The sequence below is a fragment of the Streptomyces coelicoflavus genome, assembly GCF_003112555.1.
In the GTDB taxonomy this organism is placed as follows: Bacteria; Actinomycetota; Actinomycetes; order Streptomycetales; family Streptomycetaceae; genus Streptomyces; species Streptomyces coelicoflavus.
The window spans coordinates 317,227-341,319 of the sequence record NZ_BEWB01000012.1; the positions used below are offsets into that span (position 1 = coordinate 317,227).

Genomic DNA, 24,093 nt, shown 5'->3' on the forward strand with positions numbered 1-24,093 from the left:
GGTGGTATCGAAAGGCGAGACGGGGCTGACCGGCATGTGACCGGCCGGTAAGGTCTGTTGCCGTGCCGAAGCCCCTCAGTCTCTCCTTCGATCCCATCGCCCGAGCCGACGAACTCTGGGCACAGCGCTGGGGCGGTGTGCCCTCCATGGCGGCGATCACCTCGATCATGCGGGCCCAGCAGATCCTGCTGGGCGAGGTCGACGCCGTGGTCAAGCCGTACGGGCTGACCTTCGCGCGGTACGAGGCGCTGGTGCTGCTCACCTTCTCCAAGTCGGGCGAACTGCCGATGTCCAAGATCGGCGAGCGCCTGATGGTGCACCCCACCTCCGTGACGAACACCGTCGACCGCCTGGTGCGCTCCGGTCTGGTCGCCAAGCGCCCCAACCCCAACGACGGCCGCGGCACCCTGGCCACCATCACCGACAAGGGCCGCGAGGTCGTCGAGGCGGCCACCCGCGACCTGATGGCGATGGACTTCGGCCTGGGCGCGTACGACGCCGAGGAGTGCGGCGAGATCTTCGCGATGCTCCGGCCCCTGCGGGTCGCCGCGGGGGACTTCGCGGAGGACTGAGCGGCGGGTCCGGGAGCCGTGCGACGGCCGCCGGGCGGGCCCGGCGAGTCGTCCGACCCGGCCGAAGATCGCGCGAAACGGGCGGTTACGCTCGTAGCCATGAAAAAGAGCGTGCTGACCCGCTACCGGGTCATGGCGTACGTCACCGGTGTGCTGCTGATCGCGCTGTGCCTTGGCATGATCGCCAAGTACGTGCTGGATCTCGGCGGCGCCGCCGACTTCACCCAGGTCGTCAGCATCGCCCACGGCTGGCTGTACGTGATCTACCTGGTCTTCGCCTTCGACCTCGGCTCCAAGGCGAAGTGGCCGGTGAAGAAGCAGCTGTGGGTGCTGCTCGCCGGGACCGTTCCGACGGCCGCCTTCTTCGTGGAGCGACGGATCAGCCGGGAGCTGGACGCGAAGGTCGCCGCCACCGAGACGCCCGCCCCCGTCAAGGCGTAACCGGGTCCTCGGGAGCCGTTCCACCGCCGTGCGGACACCCGTACGGCGGTAGCCCATCGACATTTACTTGGACGTCCTAGTAAATTCGAGGGTATGGACGCTCATGCCATAGAAGAGGGCCGCCTTCGGTGGCAGGCCCGGTACGACGCGGCGCGCAAGCGCGACGCGGACTTCACCACGCTCTCCGGCGACCCTGTGGAGCCGGTGTACGGGCCCCGGCCGGGGGACGAGTACGAGGGCTTCGAGCGGATCGGCTGGCCGGGCGAGTACCCCTTCACCCGCGGCCTGTATCCGACCGGATACCGGGGGCGCACGTGGACCATCCGGCAGTTCGCCGGGTTCGGCAACGCCGAGCAGACCAACGAGCGCTACAAGATGATCCTCCGCAACGGAGGAGGCGGTCTGTCCGTCGCGTTCGACATGCCGACGCTGATGGGCCGCGACTCCGACGACCCGCGTTCGCTCGGTGAGGTCGGGCACTGCGGGGTGGCCATCGACTCGGCCGCCGACATGGAGGTCCTGTTCAAGGACATCCCGCTCGGGGACGTGACGACCTCCATGACGATCAGCGGGCCCGCCGTGCCCGTGTTCTGCATGTACCTGGTCGCCGCCGAGCGGCAGGGCGTCGACGCGGGTGTGCTCAACGGCACGCTCCAGACCGACATCTTCAAGGAGTACATCGCCCAGAAGGAGTGGCTCTTCCAGCCCGAGCCGCACCTGCGGCTCATCGGCGACCTGATGGAGTACTGCGCGGCCGGCATCCCCGCCTACAAGCCGCTGTCGGTCTCCGGGTACCACATCCGCGAGGCGGGCGCGACGGCCGCGCAGGAGCTGGCGTACACGCTCGCCGACGGCTTCGGGTACGTGGAGCTGGGGCTCAGCCGCGGTCTGGACGTCGACGTGTTCGCACCCGGCCTCTCCTTCTTCTTCGACGCGCACCTCGACTTCTTCGAGGAGATCGCCAAGTTCCGCGCGGCGCGCAGGATCTGGGCCCGCTGGATGCGCGACGTGTACGGGGCGCAGACCGACAAGGCGCAGTGGCTGCGGTTCCACACCCAGACCGCCGGTGTCTCGCTCACCGCGCAGCAGCCGTACAACAACGTCGTGCGGACCGCCGTCGAGGCGCTGTCGGCCGTGCTCGGAGGGACCAACTCCCTGCACACCAACGCGCTCGACGAGACCCTCGCGCTGCCCAGCGAGCAGGCCGCGGAGATCGCCCTGCGCACCCAGCAGGTGCTGATGGAGGAGACCGGCGTCGCCAACGTCGCCGACCCGCTGGGCGGTTCCTGGTTCGTCGAGCAGCTGACCGACCGCATCGAGGCCGACGCGGAGAAGATCTTCGAGCAGATCAAGGAGCGGGGGCTGCGCGCCCACCCCGACGGGCAGCACCCCGTCGGCCCGATCACCTCCGGTCTGCTGCGCGGCATCGAGGACGGCTTCTTCACCGGAGAGATCGCCGAGTCGGCCTTCCGCTACCAGCAGTCCTTGGAGAAGGACGACAAGAGGGTCGTCGGCGTCAACGTCCACACCGGCTCCGTCACCGGCGACCTCGAGATCCTGCGGGTCAGCCACGAGGTCGAGCGCGAGCAGGTGCGGGTGCTGGGCGAGCGGAAGGCGGCCCGCGACGACGCGGCCGTGCGGGGCGCGCTGGACGCGATGCTGGCGGCGGCGCGGTCGGGCGGCAACATGATCGAGCCGATGCTGGACGCGGTGCGCGCGGAGGCGACGCTCGGGGAGATCTGCGGGGTGCTCCGCGAGGAGTGGGGGGTGTACACGGAGCCCGCGGGGTTCTAGGCGCCGGGTGTTCCGGTGGGCGTCTCCAGGGGGCTCCGCCCCCTGGACCCCCGGCCTGTGCCCACCCACCACCCGACTCGGTCGGCCAAGAGGTCACCCGTCAGGCGTCAGCCGTCGTCCGGTTCGGTCGGGCGGGAGGTGAGGCCCCACAGCAGGACCTGGGTGAAGCTGCGCACCCAGTCCCCGTTCGCGGTCTCCGCGCTGACCAGGGTGCGGTGCACCACCGCTCCCGCGACCATGTCGAAGATCAGGTCCGCCGTGCGGGCCGCCTCCGTGGTGTCCGGCTCCGGCGGGAGTTCGCCCCGGGCCTGGGCCCGCGCCCTGCCCTCCAGCACCAGGCGCTTCTGCCGCTCGACGATCGACGTGCGGATGCGCTCGCGCAGCGCCTCGTCCCGCGTGGACTCCGCGACCACCGCCATCAGGCCGCTCCTGGCCTCCGGACGCGCCAGGATCGCCGCGAACTGGAGCACCACGCCCTCGATGTCCGCGGCGAGCGAGCCGCGGTCGGGCAGTTCGAGCTCGTCGAAGAGCTCCGCCACCGCGTCCACGACCAGCTCGTTCTTGCCCGCCCAGCGGCGGTAGAGCGTCGTCTTGGCAACCCCGGCCCGCGTGGCGACGTCTCCCAGGGTGAGCTTCGACCAGCCGAGGTCGACCAGGGCGGCCCGCGTCGCGGCCAGGATCGCGGTGTCCGCCGCGGCACTGCGCGGGCGTCCGGCACGGCCGGCGGGGCTGCTGCTCTGCATGTCCCGACCTTAACCGGCGGGTAACACGCGCTCCGCCGTGAGACAGATCACCGGGGCGGGGTGTTGCGACCGGCCCTCCTGGCATTACGCTACGACGCGTAGCGAAAGCGCGGGTCCGCCCGCGCCCCAGCGACGACCACGGGCGTGGGGTGGGGACCCGGCGCCGAGCAGTACACAAGCAGGGCAGCGCACAAGCAGGGCAGCGCACAAGCCGAACAGCACACATCCGGGCGGGCTTTCGACCCGGTTTTCACACGCGCGCGCCGTACGGGGGAGGATAGACCCATGCAGCCACGGAACATGTCCATGAGCGGGGTCGTCGACCTCGCCGCGGTGAAGCAGGCCCAGGAGGCCAAGGCGAAGGCGGAGCAGGCGCGCGCCGAGGCGGCCCGGACCGGCGGCGCGGGCGCCGTCTCCCCGGCCGACCTCGTCATCGACGTCGACGAGGCCGGGTTCGAGAGCGAGGTCCTGCAACGGTCCACCGAGGTCCCGGTCGTCATCGACTTCTGGGCCGAGTGGTGCGAGCCCTGCAAGCAGTTGAGCCCGGTCCTGGAGCGCCTCGCCGTCGAGTACAACGGGCGCTTCCTCCTCGCCAAGATCGACGTCGACGCCAACCAGATGCTGATGCAGCAGTTCGGCGTCCAGGGCATCCCGGCCGTGTTCGCGGTCGTCGCCGGACAGGCGCTGCCGCTCTTCCAGGGGGCCGCGAGCGAGACGCAGATCCGGCAGACCCTGGACCAGCTGGTGCAGGTCGGCGAGGAGCGCTTCGGCCTGACCGGTCTGGTCGTCGACCCCGAGGCGGAGCCGGGCGCCGAGCGGCCCGCCGCCCCCGAGCGCCCCGCCGGTCCGCACGACGCGGCCCTCGACGCCGCCGTGCAGGCGATGGACGCGGGCGACCTGGGCGGTGCCGTCCAGGCCTACAAGAACGTGCTGGCCGAGGAGCCGGGCAACGCGGAGGCCAAACTGGGCCTGGCGCAGGCCGAGTTGCTCCAGCGGGTGCAGGACGCCGATCCGCAGAAGGTGCGTCGGGACGCGGCCGACAGGCCGGGCGATGCCCAGGCGCAGATCGCCGCCGCCGACCTCGACCTGGTGGGCGGTCACGTGGAGGACGCCTTCGGGCGCCTCATCGACACGGTGCGCGTCACGGCGGGCGACGACCGGGACGCCGTACGGCTGCGGCTGCTCGAGCTGTTCGAGGTGGTCGGTGCCGAGGACCCGCGGGTGGCCGCGGCGCGCCGGGCGCTTGCCCGCGCACTGTTCTAGCCGGTTCCGGTCGGCGCGGGCGGCATGCGAGGCGTTCTAAACGCCATCGACGTGTTGCGCGTGTGAAGGAGCTGTCGAAGAGGCGTCACTGCGGCCGCGCTTTACCAAAACTTGGTAATCGCGGCCGCTGTTACTGCCAGTAAGTCGAGGGCGTCGATCTGTCGGACTCTGTCCATCGATCAATAGTTTTGTTCCGCCCTCAAGGCGCACCCAGCGTCGCCGTTCGGGCCCGGTGCGTCGTCCCGCGGCCACACGCCCGCTACTAGCCAGTAACGAACCCCCTTGTGCCGACGGCGAGAATGCACCACGATCGGCGACGCTCGGTCCATTCCCGTACCCCGACAGCCGGTCGGGTGGCGGGGGTTCCTGGGTCCCCACCGAGCAGGGTCGGCGGCAGTGATGCCGGCCCTTGGGCAGGGGGGTCTTCGCTCATCCGGCGAAGCCTGTCCAGCAGGGTTGTGCGTGATGCGTGTCAGGCGCGACCAGTGGTTGTCGCTCGGGGGTGATCGCCGGTTGTTCGGGCGCGTTGTACGTGCCGCCGAGGACAGGCGCTCTCCTTCCCGAGGACGTAGCACTTCTCCCATCCCTGCCAGACCGAGCCGCCGGACCGGGGGCCGGCCGAGGCCAGGAGATGTACGTCCGAGAAGGAGGAAATATGGAGTCCCAGGTGCGTGGCGGGACCAGATGGAAGCGGTTCGCTGTGGTCATGGTGCCCAGCGTCGCCGCCACGGCAGCGATAGGCGTCGCGCTCGCGCAGGGCGCTCTCGCCGCGTCGTTCAGCGTGTCGGGTCAGTCGTTCAAGGTGACGGCGGACCGGCTCGACGGCACGGGCTTTATGCAGTACGGCGCGATCGACTCGGGTTACACGCTGAAGGGCGAGAAGACGGCTCACCCCGTCGCGGTCTCGGCGTTCGACTCGGCGCAGATCACGAACATGTGCCAGTCCGTGGTCACCCCGGACATCCCGCTGATCGGCTCGGTCAGCCTCATGCTGAAGGCCGGCGGTGGCGACACCCCGGTCAAGGCGAAGAACCTGTACATCGACGTCGAGAACCTCGAGGCCGATGCCACGTTCCGCGGCATCGACATCGGTGTGGCCGCCAAGGACGCCAACAAGGGTCCCGGCATCAAGAAGGGCGACACCACCAACCCCTACGGGTTCTCGCAGCAGGCCGACTCGGCCACGCTGACCGGTGTGAAGCAGACGGCGTGGGCGACCACCGCCGGAACCTTCAAGCTCAGCGGTCTGAAGATGTCGCTGTCCAAGGGTGTCAAGGAGTGCTACTAAGCACTCCTTGACGGGCGGGGGAGCCGACGGCGCCCCCGCCCGTCCACTCTCCGGCCGCGCCTTCACGTGCGGCCCACATCTCCACCACAGCAAAAGCCGTACCAGGGAGCTATTTCCATGAGCGCCGAGACTCCTGCCGCTGCCGGCCAGTTCACCCGCCGGAGGCTGCAGTTCCGTGCCTGGCGAGGCGCGCGGCCGTTCTGGGCCGGCCTGTTCGTCGCACTCGGCGGACTTCCCATCGCCTACTTCCCGTACGCGAACCTCCAGATCGGTCACCTGACCCTGGCGATGTCCACCACCGCCGGTGCCGGGTCCCTGATCATCGGCGTACTGCTGGTCGTTCTCGGCGTCAGCCTGTGGTTCCAGAAGCACGTCAGGGTCTTCGCGGGCGTCGCGGCGATCCTGCTGGCGCTGGTGTCCATCCCGGTGTCCAACCTCGGCGGATTCCTCATCGGCTTCCTGTTCTCCCTGGTCGGCGGGGCCATGGCCGTGTCCTGGGTGCCGGGCGAGCCGCCGCAGGCCGAGCCGCCGCTGGAGGACAAGGGCACGGACGACGCGCCCCGGGGTGCGGTCCCCGCGGCCGACGACACCGAGTTCCCCGGCTTCCGGAAGCCCGGGGCCCAGGAGCCCGGCCCCGCTGTGCCGGGGCCGCGGGGCGGGATGGACGACGGGGAACCCTCCCAGGCCTTCGCGGCACCGGGGGCGCACGATCTGTCAGGAACGAGCCCGGCCAACGGGGCGAACGGGAGGCACAGTGCCGGCTGACGAGGTGACCCGCGGGACTGACGTGGAGTCGTCCCGTGTGAGAACCGGGCCGCGCCACGCGGCACCCAAGAAGCCGTTGTTCACCAGGTTCCACATGCCGGCCGGCAAGGCGATAGCCATCGCGGCGATGCCGACGGCCGTGCTCATGGGGATGGGGTTCACGCCGACGCTCGCCCTCGCCGACGGCAACGACGCGTCGCCGCCCGCCAACAGCCTGACGGCCGACGAGTACAAGGACTGCGTGGCGGCCCTGGAGGACGCCGAGAAGGACCCGTCCGAGTCGCCCACCCCCTCGCCCTCGGCGAGTGACAAGGTCGAGGACGGCAAGGACGACGCGGCGGAGCCCGGCCCCTCGGCCTCCACCGGGGACTCCGGCAAGGACACGGGCGCGGACGCCGGTTCGGACCAGGGCGGCTCCTCTTCGTCGGATTCAGGTTCCGACGACAAGGGCGCCAAGGACGAGCAGGCCGCACCCGACCCGGGCCCCTCCGCGTCGCAGAGCCAGGAGGCGTCCGGTTCGACCGCCGAGCCGTCCCCCTCCGAGTCGGAGTCCAAGGGCGGTCTGCTGGAGGGCCTCGGCGACACCCTCGAGGACATCTTCACCGGCGGCAAGAAGAGCGAGGAGAGCCCGAGCCCCACACCGACCCCCTCGGCGTCCGAGAGCGCCTCCGGCGGGTCCGGTGCGCTGAAGGACACCGCCGACGAGGTCACCGGCGCCGCGAAGGACACCGTCGAGGGCGCGACCGACACGGCGTCGAAGGCGGCCGAGGACACCGAGGAGTCGGTGGACAAGGCGGCCGAGGCGGCCAAGGAGGCGGCCAAGAAGGCGAAGGAGGACGCGGAGAAGGCGAAGGAGGACGCGGCCACCGCCACGCCCACCCCCAGCGCCTCCGAGAGCAGCGGCACGAGCGTCGACGACTGCCCGGTCGCCACCGACGAGGAGGGCGGCGTCGACAACAAGGTGCCGCTGCCCGACGACCCGTGGTACCTCAACGCCAGCTCGCTGCTGCTGAAGGGTGCCTCCTACGAGGGCGTCGTCCAGGTGAAGACGGCCAACGGCACCACCAAGAAGGTGCTGAAGTACGTCATCTCCAACGGCACCGACATCGGCGACCTGCACCAGACGGTGAAGGACAAGCAGGCCGGCAAGACCTACCACGTGCAGGCGGCCGAGGGCTCCACGTCCACGATCCGCGACGGCGACACGGTGATGTACACCGAGAGCATCTCGGGCAACCTGCTCGGGCTGATCCCGATCACCTTCGACCCGGAGCACCCGCCACCGCTGGACATCCCGCTCATCTACTTCACCAAGGTGACGGTCGTCCAGGCCGGCCAGTTCGGCGGCACGCTGCACATCCCGGGACTGCACCAGTACACGACCGACTGAGCGGGCCCGCACCACGCACGAGGGCGCCCCCTGCGACAGGGGGCGCCCTCGGTGCGTACGACGGGGAGACGGGGAGGCGGCGGTCAGCCGCGGCGCGTTTCGCCCAGGTGGTGCACGCGGACCATGTTGGTGGTGCCGGGCACGCCGGGGGGCGAGCCGGCGGTGATCACGACGATGTCGCCGTCGTTGAACCGGCCCAGGCGCATCGTCTCCTGGTCCACCAGGTCCACCATCTCGTCCGTGCTGTTCACGAACGGGACCACGTGCGGCTCCACGCCCCAGCTGAGCGCCAGCTGGTTGCGGGTGGACTCGTCGGTGGTGAAGGCGAGGATCGGCTGGCAGGCGCGGTAGCGCGAGAGCCGGCGGGCGGTGTCGCCGGACTGGGTGAAGGCCACCAGGCCCTTGCCGCCCAGGAAGTCGGCGATCTCGGCGGCGGCACGGGCCACCGAACCACCCTGGGTGCGCGGCTTCTTGCCCGGCACCAGCGGCTGGAGACCCTTGGAGAGCAGCTCCTGCTCGGCGGCGGTGACGATCTTCGACATCGTCTTGACGGTCTCGATCGGGTACGCGCCCACGCTCGACTCGGCGGACAGCATGACCGCGTCGGCGCCGTCCAGGATCGCGTTGGCCACGTCGGAGGCCTCGGCGCGGGTCGGACGGGAGTTGGTGATCATCGACTCCATCATCTGGGTCGCCACGATCACCGGCTTGGCGTTGCGCCGGCACAGCTCGATCAGGCGCTTCTGCACCATGGGGACCTTCTCGAGCGGGTACTCGACGGCCAGGTCGCCACGGGCGACCATCACGCCGTCGAACGCCAGCACGACGTCCTCCATGTTCTCGACCGCCTGCGGCTTCTCCACCTTGGCGACCACCGGGACGCGGCGGCCCTCCTCGTCCATGACGCGGTGCACGTCGGCGACGTCCTTGGCGTCCCGGACGAAGGAGAGGGCGACCAGGTCGCAGCCCATGCGCAGCGCGAAGCGGAGGTCCTCGATGTCCTTCTCGCTCAGCGCGGGGACGTTCACGGCCGCACCGGGCAGGTTGATGCCCTTGTGGTCGGAGATGACGCCGCCCTCGATGACGATCGTCTTCACCCGGGGGCCCTCGACCTCGGTGACCTTCAGCTCGACGTTGCCGTCGTTGATGAGCACCTGGTCGCCCTTGGTGACGTCACCGGGCAGGCCCTTGTAGGTCGTGCCGCAGATCGTCCGGTCGCCCGGGACGTCCTCGGTGGTGATGGTGAACTCGTCACCGCGCACCAGCTCGACGGGGCCCTCCGCGAAGGTCTCCAGGCGGATCTTCGGGCCCTGAAGGTCGGCCAGGACGCCGATGGCCCTGCCGGTCTCCTTGGCGGCGGCCCGCACCCGGTCGTAACGCCCCTGGTGCTCGGCGTGGGTGCCGTGGCTGAAGTTGAAGCGGGCCACGTTCATGCCGGCTTCGATCAGCGTGACGAGCTGCTCGTGGGAGTCGACCGCGGGGCCGAGAGTACAGACGATTTTCGAACGGCGCATGGGTGCCATCCTATCGGTTTGTTTCGGCGCGGAATATTCCGTCTGGCGGAAAATACAAAAGGGCGGGATGCCGCTCAGGTGAGATTCTGATTCCCCGAATCATTTACCAGCGCGTAGGTCTGTGCAGCGATCTCCATTTCCTCGTCCGTCGGTACCACCGCCACCGCCACCCGCGCGTCCGCGGGCGAGATCAGCCGCGCCCCGTCGCCGCGTACGGCGTTCAGCCCGCCGTCCACCGCCAGGCCGAGCCCCTCCAGGCCCGCCACGGCCGCCTCGCGCACCGGCGCCGAGTTCTCCCCGACCCCGGCCGTGAACGCCACGGCGTCCACCCGTCCGAGAACGGCGTAATAGGCGCCGATGTACTTCTTGAGCCGGTGAATGTAGATGTCGAAGGCCAGCCCGGCCCGCTCGTCGCCGGCGTCGACACGGCGGCGGATCTCCCGCATGTCGTTGTCGCCGCACAGCCCGATCAGACCGCTCCTCTTGTTGAGAAGAGTGTCGATCTCGTCAGCGGACATTCCGCCAACGCGCATCAAATGGAAGATGACGGCCGGGTCCGTGTCTCCCGAGCGCGTACCCATCACGAGCCCCTCCAAAGGCGTCAGCCCCATGGAGGTGTCCACGCACCGCCCGCCCCGCACGGCCGAGGCGGACGCCCCGTTGCCCAGGTGCAGCACGATCACGTTCACGTCCTCGGGCGCCCGGCCGAGGAGTCTCGCCGTCTCGCGGGAGACGTACGCGTGCGAGGTGCCGTGGAAGCCGTAGCGCCGCACCCGGTGCGCGTCGGCGGTCTCGACGTCGATCGCGTAGCGGGCCGCCGACTCCGGCATCGTCGTGTGGAAGGCGGTGTCGAACACGGCGACCTGCGGCAGGTCCGGGCGCAGCGCCTGCGCGGTGCGGATGCCGGTGAGGTTCGCCGGGTTGTGCAGCGGGGCCACCGGGATGAGCCGTTCGATCTCGGCGAGCACGGCGTCGTCGACCACCGTCGGCTCGGTGAAGCGCAGACCGCCGTGGACCACCCGGTGCCCGATCGCGGCCAGCTCGGGGGAGCCGAGACCCAGGCCGTCCCGGTCCAGCTCGGCCGCCATGGCCTTCAGCGCGGCGTCGTGGTCGGGCACCGACCCGTTCCACTCGCGGCTCTCCCCGTCTGCCGGGGAGTGCTTGAGCCGGGAGCCGGACTCGCCGATCCGCTCGACGAGGCCCATCGCCAGCCGGCCGCCGTCGCGCATGTCGAGCAGCTGGTACTTCACCGACGACGAGCCGGAGTTGAGAACGAGGACACGGGAGCCGCTCACTGGTCGGACGCCTTCTCACTGGGGGACTGCTGGGCCTGGATCGCCGTGATGGCGACGGTGTTCACGATGTCCTGCACGAGCGCGCCCCGGGACAGGTCGTTGACCGGCTTGCGCAGGCCCTGGAGCACCGGGCCGACCGCGACGGCACCGGCCGAGCGCTGCACCGCCTTGTACGTGTTGTTGCCGGTGTTCAGGTCGGGGAAGATCAGCACGCTGGCCTGCCCGGCGACCGCCGAACCGGGCAGCTTGGTCGCGGCCACCGACGGCTCGACCGCCGCGTCGTACTGGATCGGGCCCTCGATGCTGAGGTCCGGGCGGCGCGAGCGGACCAGCTCGGTGGCCTCGCGCACCTTGTCGACGTCCGCGCCGGAACCGGAGGTGCCGGTCGAGTACGACAGCATGGCGATTCGCGGCTCCACCCCGAACCGCGCCGCCGTCGACGCGGACTGGGCGGCGATGTCGGCGAGCTGCTCCGCGTCCGGGTCCGGGTTGACCGCGCAGTCGCCGTAGACCAGCACCTTGTCGGCCAGGCACATGAAGAAGACGGAGGAGACGATCGCGGCGTCCGGCTTGGTCTTGATGATCTCGAAGGCCGGGCGGATGGTCGCCGCCGTCGAGTGCACCGACCCCGACACCATGCCGTCGGCGAACCCTTCCTGCACCATCAGCGTGCCGAAGTAGTTCACGTCGGAGACCACGTCGTACGCCAGCTCCACGGTCACGCCCTTGTGGGCGCGCAGCGCGGCGTACTTCTCGGCGAAGGAGTCCCGCAGCTCGCTGGCGGCCGGGTCGATCAGCTCGGCGCCGCCGAGGTCGATGCCCAGGTCGGCGGCCTTCTTGCGGATCTGCTCGACGGGGCCGAGAAGGGTCAGCTCGCACACCCCGCGCCGCAGCAGCACCTCCGCCGCGTGCAGCACCCGCTCCTCGGTGCCCTCCGGCAGGACCACCCGGCGCAGGTCGGAACGGGCCTGCTCGAGCAGCTTGTGCTCGAACATCATCGGCGTGACGCGGTCGCTGCTGGGCGCCGAGACCCGCTGGTTCAGCTCGGCGGTGTCGACGTACCGCTCGAAGAGGCCGAGGGCGGTCTCCGCCTTGCGCGGGGAGGCCGCGCTCAGTTTGCCCTCCAGGGAGAACAGCCGCTCGGCGGTGGGGAAGCTGTTGCCGGTCACCGAGAGCACCGGGGTGCCCGGGGCCAGCCGGTTCGCGAGGGTGAGGATGCCCTCGCCGGGCACCTCGTTCAGGGTCAGCAGGACCCCGGCTATCGGCGGGGTGCCGGCGCTGTGCGCGGCCAGCGTGCCGATCACCAGGTCGGCCCGGTCGCCGGGCGTGATGACCAGGCAGCCAGGGGTCAGCGCGGTCAGCAGGTTGGGCAGCATCGCCCCGCCGAAGACGAAGTCCAGCGCGTCGCGGGCGAGCCCGGAGTCGTCCCCGAGCACCACCCGGGCGCCCAGGGCGTGCGCGATCTGGGAGACCGTCGGCGCGGACAGCGCGGGCGCGTCCGGCACCACCCAGCACGGCACCGGCAGCCGGTGCTCCAGCCGCTCGGCGATCTCGTCCCGGTCCTCGCGCGCGACCCGGTTGGTCACCATGGCCAGCACGTCGCAGCCGAGCCCGTCGTAGGCGCGGAAGGCGTTGTGGGTCTCCGCCAGCACCGACTCCGCGGTCTGCTTGCGGCCCCCGACGACGGGAAGGACCGAGGCGCCGAACTCGTTCGCGAGCCGTGCGTTCAGCGACAGCTCGTCGGGGAACTGGGTGTCGGCGTAGTCGGTGCCGAGGACGAGGACGACGTCGTAGTCCCGCGCCACCAGGTGGAACCGGTCGACCAGCTCGGACACCAGCTCGTCCACGCCCTGCTCGGCCTGGAGGAGGGAGGCCTCCTGGTAGTCCATGCCGTAGACCGTCGCCGGGTCCTGCGCGAGCCGGTAGCGGGCGCGCAGCAGCTCGAAGAGCCGGTCGGGTCCGTCGTGCACCAGGGGACGGAACACGCCGACCCGGTCGACCTGCCGGGTGAGCAGCTCCATCACCCCCAGCTCGACGACCTGGCGGCCGTCGCCGCGGTCGATACCGGTCACGTACACGCTGCGCGTCACGCGTGCTCTCCGTTTCGTAGGGCTGAGCGTCTCGGGATGAGCGTCTCGGGATGAGCGTTTCCTCGGGCTGCGGAACCCTCTTGACCGTACCTCTGGCGACCGTTACGGCGCCCGTCAGCGTCCACCGCCGTCCGTCGGTCGTCCGTCGGTCGTCCACCGCCGTCCGGGCCGTGGAACAATTGGACCGGCTCACCGGTGTCAACAGCGAGCAGGAGACACAGCACGATGCGTATCGGCGTACTCACCGCAGGCGGCGACTGCCCCGGCCTGAACGCAGTGATCCGGTCGGTCGTGCACCGAGCGGTCGACAACTACGGCGACGAGGTCATCGGCTTCGAGGACGGCTACGCGGGCCTGCTGGACGGCCGCTACCGCAGCCTCGACCTCAATGCGGTCAGCGGCATCCTCGCCCGCGGCGGCACCATCCTCGGCTCCTCCCGCCTCGAGCGCGACCGGCTCCGCGAGGCCTGCGAGAACGCCGGCGACATGATCCAGAACTTCGGCATCGACGCCCTCATCCCGATCGGCGGCGAGGGCACCCTCACGGCCGCCCGGATGCTGTCCGACGCCGGCCTCCCGGTCGTCGGCGTGCCGAAGACCATCGACAACGACATCTCCTCCACCGACCGCACCTTCGGCTTCGACACGGCGGTCGGTGTCGCCACCGAGGCGATGGACCGCCTCAAGACCACCGCCGAGTCCCACCAGCGCGTGATGGTCGTCGAGGTCATGGGCCGGCACGCCGGCTGGATCGCCCTGGAGTCCGGCATGGCCGCCGGCGCCCACGGCATCTGCCTGCCCGAGCGCCCCTTCGACCCCGCCGACCTGGTCAAGATGGTCGAGGAGCGCTTCTCCCGCGGCAAGAAGTTCGCCGTCGTCTGCGTCGCCGAGGGCGCCCACCCCGCCGAGGGCTCCATGGACTACGGCAAGGGCGCGATCGACAAGTTCGGCCACGAGCGCTTCCAGGGCATCGGCACCGCGCTCGCCTTCGAGCTGGAGCGCCGCCTCGGCAAGGAGGCCAAGCCGGTCATCCTCGGCCACGTCCAGCGCGGCGGCGTGCCCACCGCGTACGACCGTGTCCTCGCCACCCGCTTCGGCTGGCACGCGGTGGAGGCCGCGCACCGGGGCGACTTCGGCCGGATGACGGCGCTGCGCGGCACGGACGTGGTGATGGTGCCGCTGGCCGAGGCCGTCACCGAGCTGAAGACGGTGCCCAAGGACCGGATGGACGAGGCGGAGTCGGTCTTCTAGCCCTCACGACGGTGCGGCTCTACGGGTGCTTCTCGACCGCCGACCAGAAGTGGTCCACGATCCGGTCGAGGAAGTCCCGGCCCCCGGCGCTGGAGTCGGCCGAGCCGCCGCCCCAGCTGAGGGTGGCGGTCATCCGCCCCTGGTAGTCCTGGTGCAGCACCTGGAGGACGTTCTCCAGGACGCGCCGGTCCAGCGGCGCCAGCTTGGCGATCGGGCGCACGCACCCCTGCCAGCGGGTGGTCACCGCGCTCGTCAGCAGATCGGCCAGCTTCTCCTCGCGCCCGGTGACGGTCACGAAGTCGGGCAGCGTCAGCCCGAGCACGTCGGCGAGCTGGGCCGACTGCCGGTCGGTGCCGCGCCAGTCGTCCGCATCCTCCATCCGCTGATACGCGGAGAGCCCGAGCCCGACCGCACGGGCCACGTCCTCCGGCGCCAGACCGCGGGCGACGCGGTGCTCGCGCAGCGACTGCGGCCGCCCGATCAGCTCACCGGGCGAGCACCACAGCACCCCCGCGAGCGCGGTCAGCTCCGGGCCCTCGGGGGAGACCGTCCCCCGCTCCCAGGCGATGACGTGGTCGGGGGTGACGTACGGCAGGCCGTACGAGACCCGTATGCCGTGGGCGACGTGCTCGGGCCCCATGTTGAGGGCGGCACGCAGCCGGCGGGCGGCGAGGGCGTTGAACGGGGGGCCCGAATGGCCCGGGTGAGGTGAGGGTCGGCGCACGCGCCACACCGTAGAGGTCCGGGGCAGTGCTGACTACGGGCTGTTCGGCCAGCGATACGTATTGTAGGAACGTACGGGCGCGACCGGGCTGCCGCGCGCCCCTCCTGGAGCCCTCACCCCTTGACCGCCCCGCCCAGCGCGAAGCCCCCGCCCAGCCGCCGGGAGATCAGCACGTACAGCAGCACGACCGGCGTGGAGTAGACGATCGAGAACGCCGCCAGCTGCCCGTACGCCACCATGCCCCGGTTGCCGAAGAAGTCGTTGATGCTGACCGAGGCGGGCATCTGGTCCGGGGAGAGCAGCAGCATGAAGGGGACGAAGAAGTTCCCCCACATCATCACGAACGAGAACACCGTCACCACCGCCATGCCCGGTCCCATCAGCGGCAGCACGATCCGCAGCAGCGACTGGAACGACGACGCCCCGTCCGTCCACGCCGCCTCCTCCAGTTCCTTCGGCACCCCGTCCATGAAGTTCTTCATCAGCCAGATCGCGAAGGGCAGTTGCGAGGCGGCGAAGAAGAAGATCGTCCCCTGCATGGTGTCGATCATGTTCACGCGTACGAACAACGCGTAGACGGGCACCATGATCGCCGTGATGGGGAGACTGGTCGCGAACAGGATCGTCAGCAGGAACGGCCGGTTCAGCCGCGACCGGAAACGGGAGAGCGGATACGCCGCGAGCGCCGCGCACACCACCGTCAGCAGCGTCGCCCCGCCGCACAGGATCAGGCTGTTGAGCAGCGGGGTGAAGGTGATCTCCGGGGTGAGGATCGCGTCGAAGTTCTCCAGCGTCACCCCGTCGGGGACCTTGACCCGCAGACTCGCGTGCGGGTCGAGGGCGGACAGCACCACCCAGGCCAGCGGCAGCACGAAGGCCGCGGCCACGACCAGCAGCCCGGCGTCGGCGGCGGTGCGGCGCCGGTTGCGTCGGGCGGCGGGAGCGTGGCGGGCCGTACGGGACGTGACCGTGGATGCCATGTCAGACCTCCGTCCGCAGCAGACGCAGGTACACGACCGAGAACAGCGAGCCGATCAGCAACAGCAGCAGCGCCACCGCCGTGCCGTACCCGATCAGGCTGTTCTGGAAGGCCTGCTCGTACATGAACAGCGGCAGCGTCTGGCTCTTGCCGCTCGGCCCGCCCCGCGTCATCACCCAGATCAGCCCGAAGACCGACAGCGTCTGCAAGGTGTTGAGCATCAGGTTGGTGCCGATGGAACGCCGGATCATCGGCAGCGTGATGTGCCACATCCGGCGCCAGCCGCTCGCGCCGTCCACCTCGGCGGCCTCGGTGACCTCCTTGGGGATCTCGTTCAGCGCGGCCGAGTACACCAGCATCGAGAACGCCGTGCCCCGCCACACGTTGGCGAAGGACACCGCCAGGATCGGCAGCGTGAACAGCCAGTTCTGGGAGGGCAGGTGGAGCCAGTCCAGGATGGCGTTCAGGGTGCCCTCGCGCTTGAAGAAGGCGTAGAGCAGGAAGCCCGCCACCACCTCCGGCAGCACCCAGGCCGTGACAACGATGCCACCGGTGAGCGTCCGGACCGGCTTCGACGCCCGCTGCATCAGCGAGGCCAGCGCGAGCCCCAGGGTGTTCTGCCCGATCAGCGAGGACAGCACGGTGAACACCAGGGTCAGCCATACGGCGTTGAGGAACGCCTCGTCCCGGAAGGCGCGGGTGAAGTTGTCGAAGCCGACGAAGGACTCCTCGGCCTGTCCGGTGAGCTGGAGGTCGGTGAAGGCGATGACGACGCAGTAGACGATCGGACCGGCGAGGAAGAGCAGCAGCAGGACGACGGCGGGGGAGACGGGCAGCGCGCGGAACAGGGAGCGGCGGACGCTGCCGGGCCGGGTGCCCGAGGCCGGAGGCGCGGGCGCCTTCCGCACCTTGGGCCCGGCGTGCTCCGGCGCGGTGGCCGTCACTTGCTCACCACCTGGTTGTCGGTGGCCTCCTTGAGCGCCTCGTCGTAGTCGCGTGCCGCCTCCTCGACCGACTTGTCACCGGTCGTCACGCCCTCCATCGCCTCCTGGATGGCGACGGACACCTTCGGGTACGCGGGGTAGGCGGGCCGGTAGTGGGTGTCGGCGACCAGGTCGGTGAAGAACTTGATGCCGGGCTGGGCCGCGACGTAGGCGGGGTCGCTCGCGACGTCCTCGCGGACCGCGATGCCCGAGTTGGCGATGTACCACTTCTGGGCGTTGGCCTTCGTCTGCATCGTCTTGATGAACTCGAACGCGAGGTCCGGGTTGCCCGCCTTGGCCGGAATGGCCCAGGTCCATCCACCGGACATGCTCACCCGCCCCGGCGCCTGCCCGTTCTGCGTGGGCATGGCGGCGAGCCCCAGCTCCTTCGACCACTCGGGCCACTCGTGCCCGCTGCCCTCCAGCCAGTCCTGCGGCAGCCACGAACCGTCGAGCGCGATGCCGAGCTTGCCCTGCGGCAGCAGCTCACCGCGCACCTTCGTGCCGAAGTTGGGGTCGAGCGCGTCGGAGACCTCAGGACCGAGCTTCTCCTTGTACACGGTCTCGACGAAGGCGAGGGAGTCCTTGAACCCCTGCCCCGCCGTGATCCACTTCTTGCTGCCCTTGTCGTACAGCGGATCGGCACCGCCGTCCCCCGTCCCGTACAGCAGCATCTCGAAGCCCTGCATGGTGGCGGCCTCGCCGGCGGGCTTGCCGGTGTAGACGTTGATCGGGGTGACGCCGGGGACCTTCTCCTTGATGGCGCGGGCGGCGTCGAGGACCTCGTCCCAGGTCTTCGGCTGCCAGTCGGCGGGCAGCCCCGCCTTGGCGAACACGTCCTTGCTGAACCACAGCCCCCGCGTGTCCGTCCCGTCCGGCACGCCGTACGTCTTGCCGTCCTCGCCCCGGGCCGCGGCCTTCGCCGTGTCGATGAACTGGTCCCAGTCCTTCCACTCGGCCAGGTACTCGTCGAGCGGCTTCAGGTACCCGCTGGTGATGTCCGAGTTGATGAGGAACGTGTCCTCGTAGACCAGGTCGGGGGCGGTCTTGGGGGAACGGAGCATCTGCTGGAGCTTGGTGTAGTACTCCGAGTCCGGCGCCTTGATCGGCACCAGCTCGACCTTCTTGCCGGGGTTGGCCTTCTCGAACTGCTTCTTGATGTCGCCGAGATAGGTGTCCATCACCTTGACGGAGTTGTCCGTCGACTGCTTGAAGGAGACCTTCACCGTGTCCGGATCGCTGCCGGAACCGCTTCCGCAGGCGGCGAGGCTGGTGGAGGCGAGCGCGGTGAGGGCGAACAGGGCGGTGAACCGGACGGTGGGGCGCACGGGCATGACCTCCTACGGGCACACGACACTGTGGCCTGGACGGCTGCTCGGCGAACGTAAGAGGAGTGGTCTAGTCAGGTCAATGCCCCTGCGAGTGGGGATTCGGGGGAGCCCGGGGGCGGGTGACCCGGGGTTCCTGCATAGTCGTCGATGACCACCGGGAGAATGGGGATCGCGTGCCGGAACAAGACGTCACCGTCGGGCAGTTGCTGCTCGCCGAGTACGAGAGCGTGAAGGGCGAGCAGAAGGCGAGGATCGGGTTCCGGGACAACCTTCTCTACGTGACGCTGGCCGTCGTGGCCGCCGTCATCGCCGCCACGGCGCAGGCGAAGCAGCCCTCGATGCTGCTGGCGTTGCCGCCGGTGTGCGTCGTCCTGGGGTGGACGTACCTCGTCAACGACGAGAAGATCTCGGCGATCGGGCTCTACGTCCGGGACGATCTGGGTCCCCGGCTGGCCGAGCTCGCGGGAAGCGGCGGCGGTTTCACGACCTTCGGATGGGAGGCGTACCACCGGAGGGACACGCGGCGCCGGTCCCGCAAGGCGGTCCAGACCGTCATCGACCTGACCGCCTTCTGTGTCGTACCGCTGGCGGCTCTGATCGTCTTCTGGTCGAACGGGGACGCCGGTGGACTGCTCATCGGGCTCTCGGTCCTGGAGGCGCTCGTCCTGGCGGGACTTGGCTCACAGATCGTCTGGTACGCGAAGGCGGCTTGAGCGGTCCCTGCGGTGTGCGGCTCACCGCCCCCGCACCCACCGGTACACCAGCTCCGGCCGCCCCACCTGCCCGTACTGGGGGCTCCGGCCCGCCCGGCCCGCGTCCACCAGGTGCTCCAGGTAGCGCCGGGCCGTGATGCGGGAGATGCCCACCGCCTCGGCGACCCCGGCGGCCGTGAGGCCCTCCTCCGCGCCGCGCAGGGCGCCCGTGACCCGCTCGAGGGTCGGTCCGCTCAGGCCCTTGGGCAGGGCCGCCGGGCCGGGGGCGCGCAGGGTGGCCAGGGCGCGGTCGACCTCGTCCTGGCCGCTGGCCTCCCCGGCGGCGCCCCGGAACTCCGCGTAGCGCACCAGGCGGTCGCGCAGGGTGGCGAAGGTGAAGGGCTTCAGGACGTACTGGACGACGCCCAGGGAGACCCCCTCCCGTACGACCGTCAGGTCCCGTGCCGACGTCACCGCTATCACGTCGGTGTGGTGCCCGGCCGCCCGCAGCGAGCGGGCCAGCTGGAGTCCGTGCACGTCCGGCAGGTGCAGGTCGAGCAGGAGCAGGTCGACCGGCGTGCGGTCGAGCATGCGGCGGGCCTCCGCGCCCGTGTGGGCCTTGCCGACCGCCGTGAACCCCGGCACCCGGCCGACGTACATCACGTGCGCGTCGGCGGCGACCGGATCGTCCTCGACGACCAGGACCCGGATGGGTGTCGAGTCGGCGGTGCTCATACGGCATCCCCGGCGCCCGGTCTGGCACCCGCGGCGGCCGGCGCCGCCCCGTCGCCCAGCGGCAGCCGCGCCTCGAAGCGGGCGCCGCCGCCCTCCGCCTCCGTCACGGTCAGGGAGCCGCCGTGCCGCCGTACCGCCTGCCGGACCAGCGCGAGGCCCAGGCCGCGGCCGCCCTCTCCGGCCGGCTTGGTCGAGAAGCCCCGCTCGAAGACCAGGTCCGCGTGGGCGGGATCGACCCCGGCGCCGGTGTCCGACACGCGCAGGACCAGCTCGGAGCCACCGGCGCCGGCACCCTCCGTGTACGCCGCCACCGTCACCCGCGACGGCACCGCGCCCTGCGCCGCGTCCACCGCGTTGTCCACCAGGTTGCCCAGGATCGTCACCAGGTCCCGGGCGGGCAGCGACGGCGGCAGCAGTCCGTCGTCCAGTCGGCTGTCCTGGGACACCACCAGCTCCACTCCCCGCTCGTTGGCCTGCGCCGTCTTGCCCAGCAGCAGCGCCGCGAGCACCGGCTCGCTCACCGCCGCCACCACCTGGTCGGTGAGCGCCTGCGCCAGTTCCAGTTCCGCCGTCGCGAACTCCACGGCCTCCTCCGCCCGCCCCAGCTCGATCAGCGACACGACCGTGTGCAGCCGGTTCGCCGCCTCGTGCGCCTGGGAGCGCAGCGCCTGCGTGAACCCGCGCTCCGAGTTCAGCTCGCCCGTCAGCGACTGCAACTCGGTCACGTCCCGCAGCGTCACCACCGTGCCCCGGCGCTCACCGCCGGAGACCGGCGAGGTGTTCACCACCAGCACCCGGTCCGCCGCCAGGTGCACCTCGTCCACCCGCTGCTCCGACGCCAGCAGCGCCCCGGTCAGCTGCGACGGCAGCCCGAGGTCCGCCACCGAGGCACCGACCACGTCACCGTGCACGCCGAGCAGCTCCCGTCCGCCGTCGTTGATGAGCGCGACGCGGTACTGCCCGTCGAGCATCAGCAGCCCCTCCCGCACCGCGTGCAGCGCCGCCTGATGGTAGTCGTGCATCCGGCTCAGCTGGTCCGCGTTCATGCCGTGGGTGTGCCGGCGCAGCCGCGCGTTGATCACGTACGTCCCGACCGCGCCGAGCAGCAGCGCCCCGGCCGCCACCCCGGACAGCGCCGTGAGCTGCTCCTGGGCCCGCTTGCTGATCTCCTCGACCTTGATCCCCGCGCTGACCAGGCCGACGATCCGGCCGTCGTCCGTGATCGGTGTGACCGCCCGGACCGAGGGGCCGAGCGTGCCCGTGTAGGTCTCGGTGAAGGTCTGGCCCCGCTGCGCACGCTCGATGTGGCCCTGGAAGGGATGGCCGATTTGCTTCGGGTCGGGGTGGGTCCAGCGGATGCCCTCCGGATCCATGATCGTCACGAAGTCCACGTCCGTGTCCTCCATGACCCGCACCGCGTACGGCTGGAGGCGGTCCGTCGGGTCCGGGGTGCGGATCGCCTCCGCCACGGACGGCGAGTCCGCGATCGCCAGCGACACGGCCCTGGCCTGGCGTCCGGCGGCCTCCTCCGCCTGCCCCCGGTCGCTGAGGTAGGTGAACAGCGCGTACCCGACCACGACGACCGCTATGAGGACGGCCTGCATGGCGAAGAGCTGCCCGGCCAGACTGCGTGGGCGGGGTCTCGGGACGCGGAGGTGCATGCCGCCAGTCTCCCCCCTGGCCGGATTGTGAACTAAATGAACGCAAGGGTGACCGCGCTCACATGCCGGGAGATAGTCACCGCATCCCCGATACAAACCCCCGGACGTGAGCCGCACGCCGGTGAGTACCGACGACGTCGTCAAGGAGGGCAGCCGTGACCAGCAACGCCGCTACCGCACCTGCCGCACCCAAAGCCAAGCGGGACCGCACGCACTATCTCTACATCGCGGTGATCATCGCGGTCGCCCTCGGCATCGCGGTCGGTCTGATCGCCCCGGACTTCGCGACCGAGCTGAAGCCGCTCGGCACCGGCTTCGTGAACCTGATCAAGATGATGATCTCCCCGATCATCTTCTGCACGATCGTGCTGGGCATCGGCTCGGTCCGCAAGGCCGCGAAGGTCGGCGCGGTCGGCGGCATCGCGCTGGTCTACTTCTTCGTGATGTCCCTGGTGGCACTCGCCATCGGCCTGATCGTCGGCAACATCCTCGACCCGGGCACGGGCCTCGCGGTCACCGACGCCATCAAGGAGACCGGCCAGGCCCAGGTCGACGCGGAGGCCAAGGGCACCGTCGACTTCCTGATGGGCATCATCCCGACCACGATCGTCTCGGCGTTCACCGCGGGCGAGGTGCTCCAGACCCTGCTGATCGCCCTGCTCTGCGGCTTCGCCCTCCAGGCCATGGGCAACGCCGGCCAGCCCGTCCTGCGCGGCATCGAGCACATCCAGCGGCTGGTCTTCCGCGTCCTGGCGATGATCATGTGGGCGGCCCCGGTCGGCGCCTTCGGCGCGATCGCCGCCGTCACCGGCTCGGCCGGCGTCGACGCCCTCAAGAGCCTGGCCGTGCTGATGCTCGGCTTCTACGCGACCTGCGTCATCTTCCTCTTCGTGGTCCTCGGCACGGTGCTGCGCCTCGTCTCCGGGATCAACGTCCTCTCGCTCTTCAAGTACCTGGGCCGCGAGTTCCTGCTGATCCTGTCCACCTCCTCCTCGGAGTCGGCGCTGCCGCGCCTCATCGCGAAGATGGAGCACCTGGGCATCAGCAAGCCGGTGGTCGGCATCACCGTCCCGACCGGCTACTCGTTCAACCTCGACGGCACCATGATCTACATGACCATGGCCTCGCTGTTCATCTCCGACGCCATGGGTACGCCGATGTCGATCGGTGAGCAGATCCCGCTGCTGCTCTTCCTGCTGGTGGCCTCCAAGGGCGCCGCCGGTGTCTCCGGCGCCGGTCTCGCCACGCTGGCCGGCGGTCTGTCCTCGCACAAGCCCGCCCTGGTGGACGGCATCGGCCTGATCGTCGGCATCGACCGGTTCATGAGCGAGGCCCGCGCCCTGACCAACTTCGGTGGCAACGCGGTGGCCACCGTCCTGATCGGCACCTGGACCAAGGAGATCGACAAGGACCGGGTGAACGACGTCCTCGCCGGCCGGATCCCGTTCGACGAGAAGACCCTCCTCGACGACGGCCACGGCACCGGCGGCGGCGACGCCGAGGACACCCCGGACCTGCCCGAGCAGGGCGGCGAGAAGGAGCTGGCGAGGGCCTGACGCCCGTACGACGCCCGCACACGCCGGGCGGCTGAGGTGCTCCCCCCGTTGCTCAGCCGCCCGGTCCCCCGAAGAAGCCCCGCGCCTCCCCCGGCGCGGGGCTTCTGCCTTCGCGGGACCGCCGGCATCGCGGTGCTCCTTGCCTTGACGTCCGGGTCAAGGCTTACGTTCGTCCCCATGCGAATCGGCGAGCTGGCCGCACGGGCCGGGACCACCACGCGGACGCTGCGGTACTACGAGTCGCGGGGTCTGCTGCCCGCGCGGCGGGGCGACAACGGCTACCGGACCTACGACGAGGAGGACCTGAAGCTGCTGCGGCAGATCAGGACCCTCCAGGACTTCGGGTTCGACCTGGAGGAGACCCGCCCCTTCGTGGAGTGCCTGCGCGCCGGGCACCCCGAGGGCGACTCGTGCCCGGCGTCCCTGGTGGTCTACCGGCACAAGCTGGCGGAGCTGGACACGCTGATCGAGCAGCTCACGTCGGTGCGCGGGCAGGTCGCCGCGCAGCTGGCGCGGGCCGAGGCGGCGGTTCCGGGGGGTCCGGAGCCCAAGTGCGAACTGGGAGGACACGCATGACGACGATCGCCGGGGTGCCCGAGGTGACGGACGAGGATTTCGCGGCGGAGGTGATCGGCTCCGACCTCCCCGTGCTGGTGGAGTTCACCGCCGACTGGTGCCCGCCGTGCCGGCAGATGGCGCCCGTGCTCGGCGCCGTGGCCGAGGAGGAGGGCGACCGGCTGCGGGTGGTGCAGCTGAACGTGGACCGGAACCCGCTGACCACGAACGCGTACAAGGTGCTGTCGATGCCGACGTTCATGGTGTTCCGCGGGGGCGAGCCGGTGAAGTCGATGGTCGGCTCCCGGCCCAAGCGGCGGCTCCTGGAGGAACTGGCCGACGTCGTCTGACCGGTCCGGGGCACGGATGACGCACGAAAAATCCCCCGAGCAATTGCGCTCGGGGGATTTCTCTGCGTATATTCGATGCTTTGTGACTTCGCAAGAATGAGGTCGCAAAGAAGTTCAGTAG

Annotated in this window: 22 protein-coding genes; 12 read left to right on the forward strand and 10 right to left on the reverse strand. The window is 70.4% G+C overall.

Annotated features, from left to right (window positions below; genetic code table 11):
• Nucleotides 1–62 precede the first annotated feature (62 nt).
• The 3 genes from Sco07f_RS28975 to icmA all read left to right on the forward strand — a co-directional run bounded on the left by Sco07f_RS28975 (nt 63) and on the right by icmA (nt 2,807).
• A complete protein-coding gene (locus Sco07f_RS28975) occupies nt 63–572 on the forward strand; it encodes a MarR family winged helix-turn-helix transcriptional regulator (protein WP_007444734.1) in 510 nt (169 codons plus the stop codon).
• Nucleotides 573–671: 99 nt separating this feature from the next.
• Entirely contained in the window at nt 672–1,013 is a 342-nt protein-coding gene (locus Sco07f_RS28980) for a DUF3817 domain-containing protein (RefSeq protein ID WP_007444735.1), read from the forward strand.
• 93 nt (nt 1,014–1,106) lie between these two features.
• Entirely contained in the window at nt 1,107–2,807 is a 1,701-nt protein-coding gene (icmA, locus tag Sco07f_RS28985) for a coenzyme B12-dependent isobutyryl-CoA mutase large subunit (RefSeq protein WP_108989601.1), read from the forward strand.
• A gap of 107 nt (nt 2,808–2,914) precedes the next feature.
• On the opposite strand, the gene Sco07f_RS28990 is transcribed toward icmA, so the two are convergent.
• On the reverse strand, nt 2,915–3,550 hold the full coding sequence (locus Sco07f_RS28990; RefSeq protein WP_087789509.1) for a TetR/AcrR family transcriptional regulator: 636 nt from the start codon (nt 3,548–3,550) through the stop codon (nt 2,915–2,917).
• 285 nt (nt 3,551–3,835) lie between these two features.
• On the opposite strand from Sco07f_RS28990, the gene Sco07f_RS28995 reads away from it, so the two are divergent.
• The 4 genes from Sco07f_RS28995 (at nt 3,836) to Sco07f_RS29015 (ending at nt 8,256) form a co-directional block, all read left to right on the forward strand.
• A complete protein-coding gene (locus Sco07f_RS28995) occupies nt 3,836–4,813 on the forward strand; it encodes a tetratricopeptide repeat protein (RefSeq protein WP_164143290.1) in 978 nt (325 codons plus the stop codon).
• Between the two features lie 655 nt (nt 4,814–5,468).
• A complete protein-coding gene (locus Sco07f_RS29005; RefSeq protein ID WP_108989602.1) occupies nt 5,469–6,101 on the forward strand; it encodes a DUF6230 family protein in 633 nt (210 codons plus the stop codon).
• A 117-nt stretch (nt 6,102–6,218) separates the two neighbouring features.
• A complete protein-coding gene (locus Sco07f_RS29010; RefSeq protein WP_054098981.1) occupies nt 6,219–6,866 on the forward strand; it encodes a DUF6114 domain-containing protein in 648 nt (215 codons plus the stop codon).
• Complete coding sequence (locus tag Sco07f_RS29015; RefSeq protein ID WP_108989603.1) at nt 6,856–8,256, forward strand: hypothetical protein; 1,401 nt, start codon at nt 6,856–6,858, stop codon at nt 8,254–8,256. Before Sco07f_RS29010 ends, Sco07f_RS29015 begins: the two co-directional genes overlap by 11 nt.
• Before the next feature lie 83 nt (nt 8,257–8,339).
• Here the strand turns inward: Sco07f_RS29015 and pyk are convergent, their stop codons facing one another.
• The 3 genes from pyk to pta form a co-directional block, all read right to left on the reverse strand.
• A complete protein-coding gene (pyk, locus tag Sco07f_RS29020) occupies nt 8,340–9,770 on the reverse strand; it encodes a pyruvate kinase (protein ID WP_007387939.1) in 1,431 nt (476 codons plus the stop codon).
• Between the two features lie 74 nt (nt 9,771–9,844).
• Nucleotides 9,845–11,065 (reverse strand): acetate kinase, encoded by a 1,221-nt coding sequence (locus Sco07f_RS29025; RefSeq protein WP_007387938.1) that lies wholly within the window; start codon nt 11,063–11,065, stop codon nt 9,845–9,847.
• Nucleotides 11,062–13,155: a phosphate acetyltransferase gene (gene pta / locus Sco07f_RS29030; protein WP_108989604.1), complete on the reverse strand. Its 2,094-nt coding sequence runs from the start codon at nt 13,153–13,155 to the stop codon at nt 11,062–11,064. Before pta ends, Sco07f_RS29025 begins: the two co-directional genes overlap by 4 nt.
• A gap of 225 nt (nt 13,156–13,380) precedes the next feature.
• Between pta and Sco07f_RS29035 the strand changes: the two genes are divergently transcribed.
• Nucleotides 13,381–14,406, forward strand: coding sequence for an ATP-dependent 6-phosphofructokinase (locus tag Sco07f_RS29035; protein WP_007387923.1), 1,026 nt, complete (start codon nt 13,381–13,383; stop codon nt 14,404–14,406).
• 19 nt (nt 14,407–14,425) lie between these two features.
• Here Sco07f_RS29035 and Sco07f_RS29040 read toward each other — a convergent pair whose 3' ends face one another.
• From Sco07f_RS29040 to Sco07f_RS29055, 4 genes are all read right to left on the reverse strand, one after another.
• Nucleotides 14,426–15,139, reverse strand: coding sequence for a helix-turn-helix domain-containing protein (locus Sco07f_RS29040; RefSeq protein ID WP_007387936.1), 714 nt, complete (start codon nt 15,137–15,139; stop codon nt 14,426–14,428).
• A 104-nt stretch (nt 15,140–15,243) separates the two neighbouring features.
• Complete coding sequence (locus tag Sco07f_RS29045) at nt 15,244–16,110, reverse strand: carbohydrate ABC transporter permease (RefSeq protein ID WP_108989605.1); 867 nt, start codon at nt 16,108–16,110, stop codon at nt 15,244–15,246.
• Between the two features lies 1 nt (nt 16,111).
• A complete protein-coding gene (locus Sco07f_RS29050) occupies nt 16,112–17,053 on the reverse strand; it encodes a carbohydrate ABC transporter permease (RefSeq protein WP_007387934.1) in 942 nt (313 codons plus the stop codon).
• A complete protein-coding gene (locus tag Sco07f_RS29055; RefSeq protein WP_174855426.1) occupies nt 17,050–18,426 on the reverse strand; it encodes an extracellular solute-binding protein in 1,377 nt (458 codons plus the stop codon). The genes Sco07f_RS29050 and Sco07f_RS29055 overlap by 4 nt, the downstream gene beginning before the upstream one ends.
• 170 nt (nt 18,427–18,596) lie before the next feature.
• Between Sco07f_RS29055 and Sco07f_RS29060 the strand changes: the two genes are divergently transcribed.
• Nucleotides 18,597–19,136, forward strand: coding sequence for a hypothetical protein (locus Sco07f_RS29060; protein WP_108989606.1), 540 nt, complete (start codon nt 18,597–18,599; stop codon nt 19,134–19,136).
• A 21-nt stretch (nt 19,137–19,157) separates the two neighbouring features.
• Here Sco07f_RS29060 and Sco07f_RS29065 read toward each other — a convergent pair whose 3' ends face one another.
• Nucleotides 19,158–19,850 (reverse strand): response regulator, encoded by a 693-nt coding sequence (locus tag Sco07f_RS29065; RefSeq protein ID WP_054098976.1) that lies wholly within the window; start codon nt 19,848–19,850, stop codon nt 19,158–19,160.
• The gene (locus Sco07f_RS29070; protein ID WP_087789502.1) at nt 19,847–21,511 is read right to left on the reverse strand and encodes a sensor histidine kinase; all 1,665 of its coding nucleotides are present in this window, start codon (nt 21,509–21,511) and stop codon (nt 19,847–19,849) included. The genes Sco07f_RS29065 and Sco07f_RS29070 overlap by 4 nt, the downstream gene beginning before the upstream one ends.
• Before the next feature lie 155 nt (nt 21,512–21,666).
• Here Sco07f_RS29070 and Sco07f_RS29075 point away from each other — a divergent pair, with 155 nt between their 5' ends.
• From Sco07f_RS29075 to Sco07f_RS29085, 3 genes are all read left to right on the forward strand, one after another.
• Nucleotides 21,667–23,067, forward strand: a complete 1,401-nt coding sequence (locus Sco07f_RS29075) for a cation:dicarboxylate symporter family transporter (RefSeq protein WP_108989607.1) — start codon at nt 21,667–21,669, stop codon at nt 23,065–23,067.
• Nucleotides 23,068–23,244: 177 nt separating this feature from the next.
• Nucleotides 23,245–23,643, forward strand: a complete 399-nt coding sequence (locus Sco07f_RS29080; RefSeq protein ID WP_007387920.1) for a MerR family transcriptional regulator — start codon at nt 23,245–23,247, stop codon at nt 23,641–23,643.
• A 14-nt stretch (nt 23,644–23,657) separates the two neighbouring features.
• The gene (locus Sco07f_RS29085) at nt 23,658–23,972 is read left to right on the forward strand and encodes a thioredoxin family protein (protein WP_042821908.1); all 315 of its coding nucleotides are present in this window, start codon (nt 23,658–23,660) and stop codon (nt 23,970–23,972) included.
• Nucleotides 23,973–24,093: the final 121 nt, after the last annotated feature.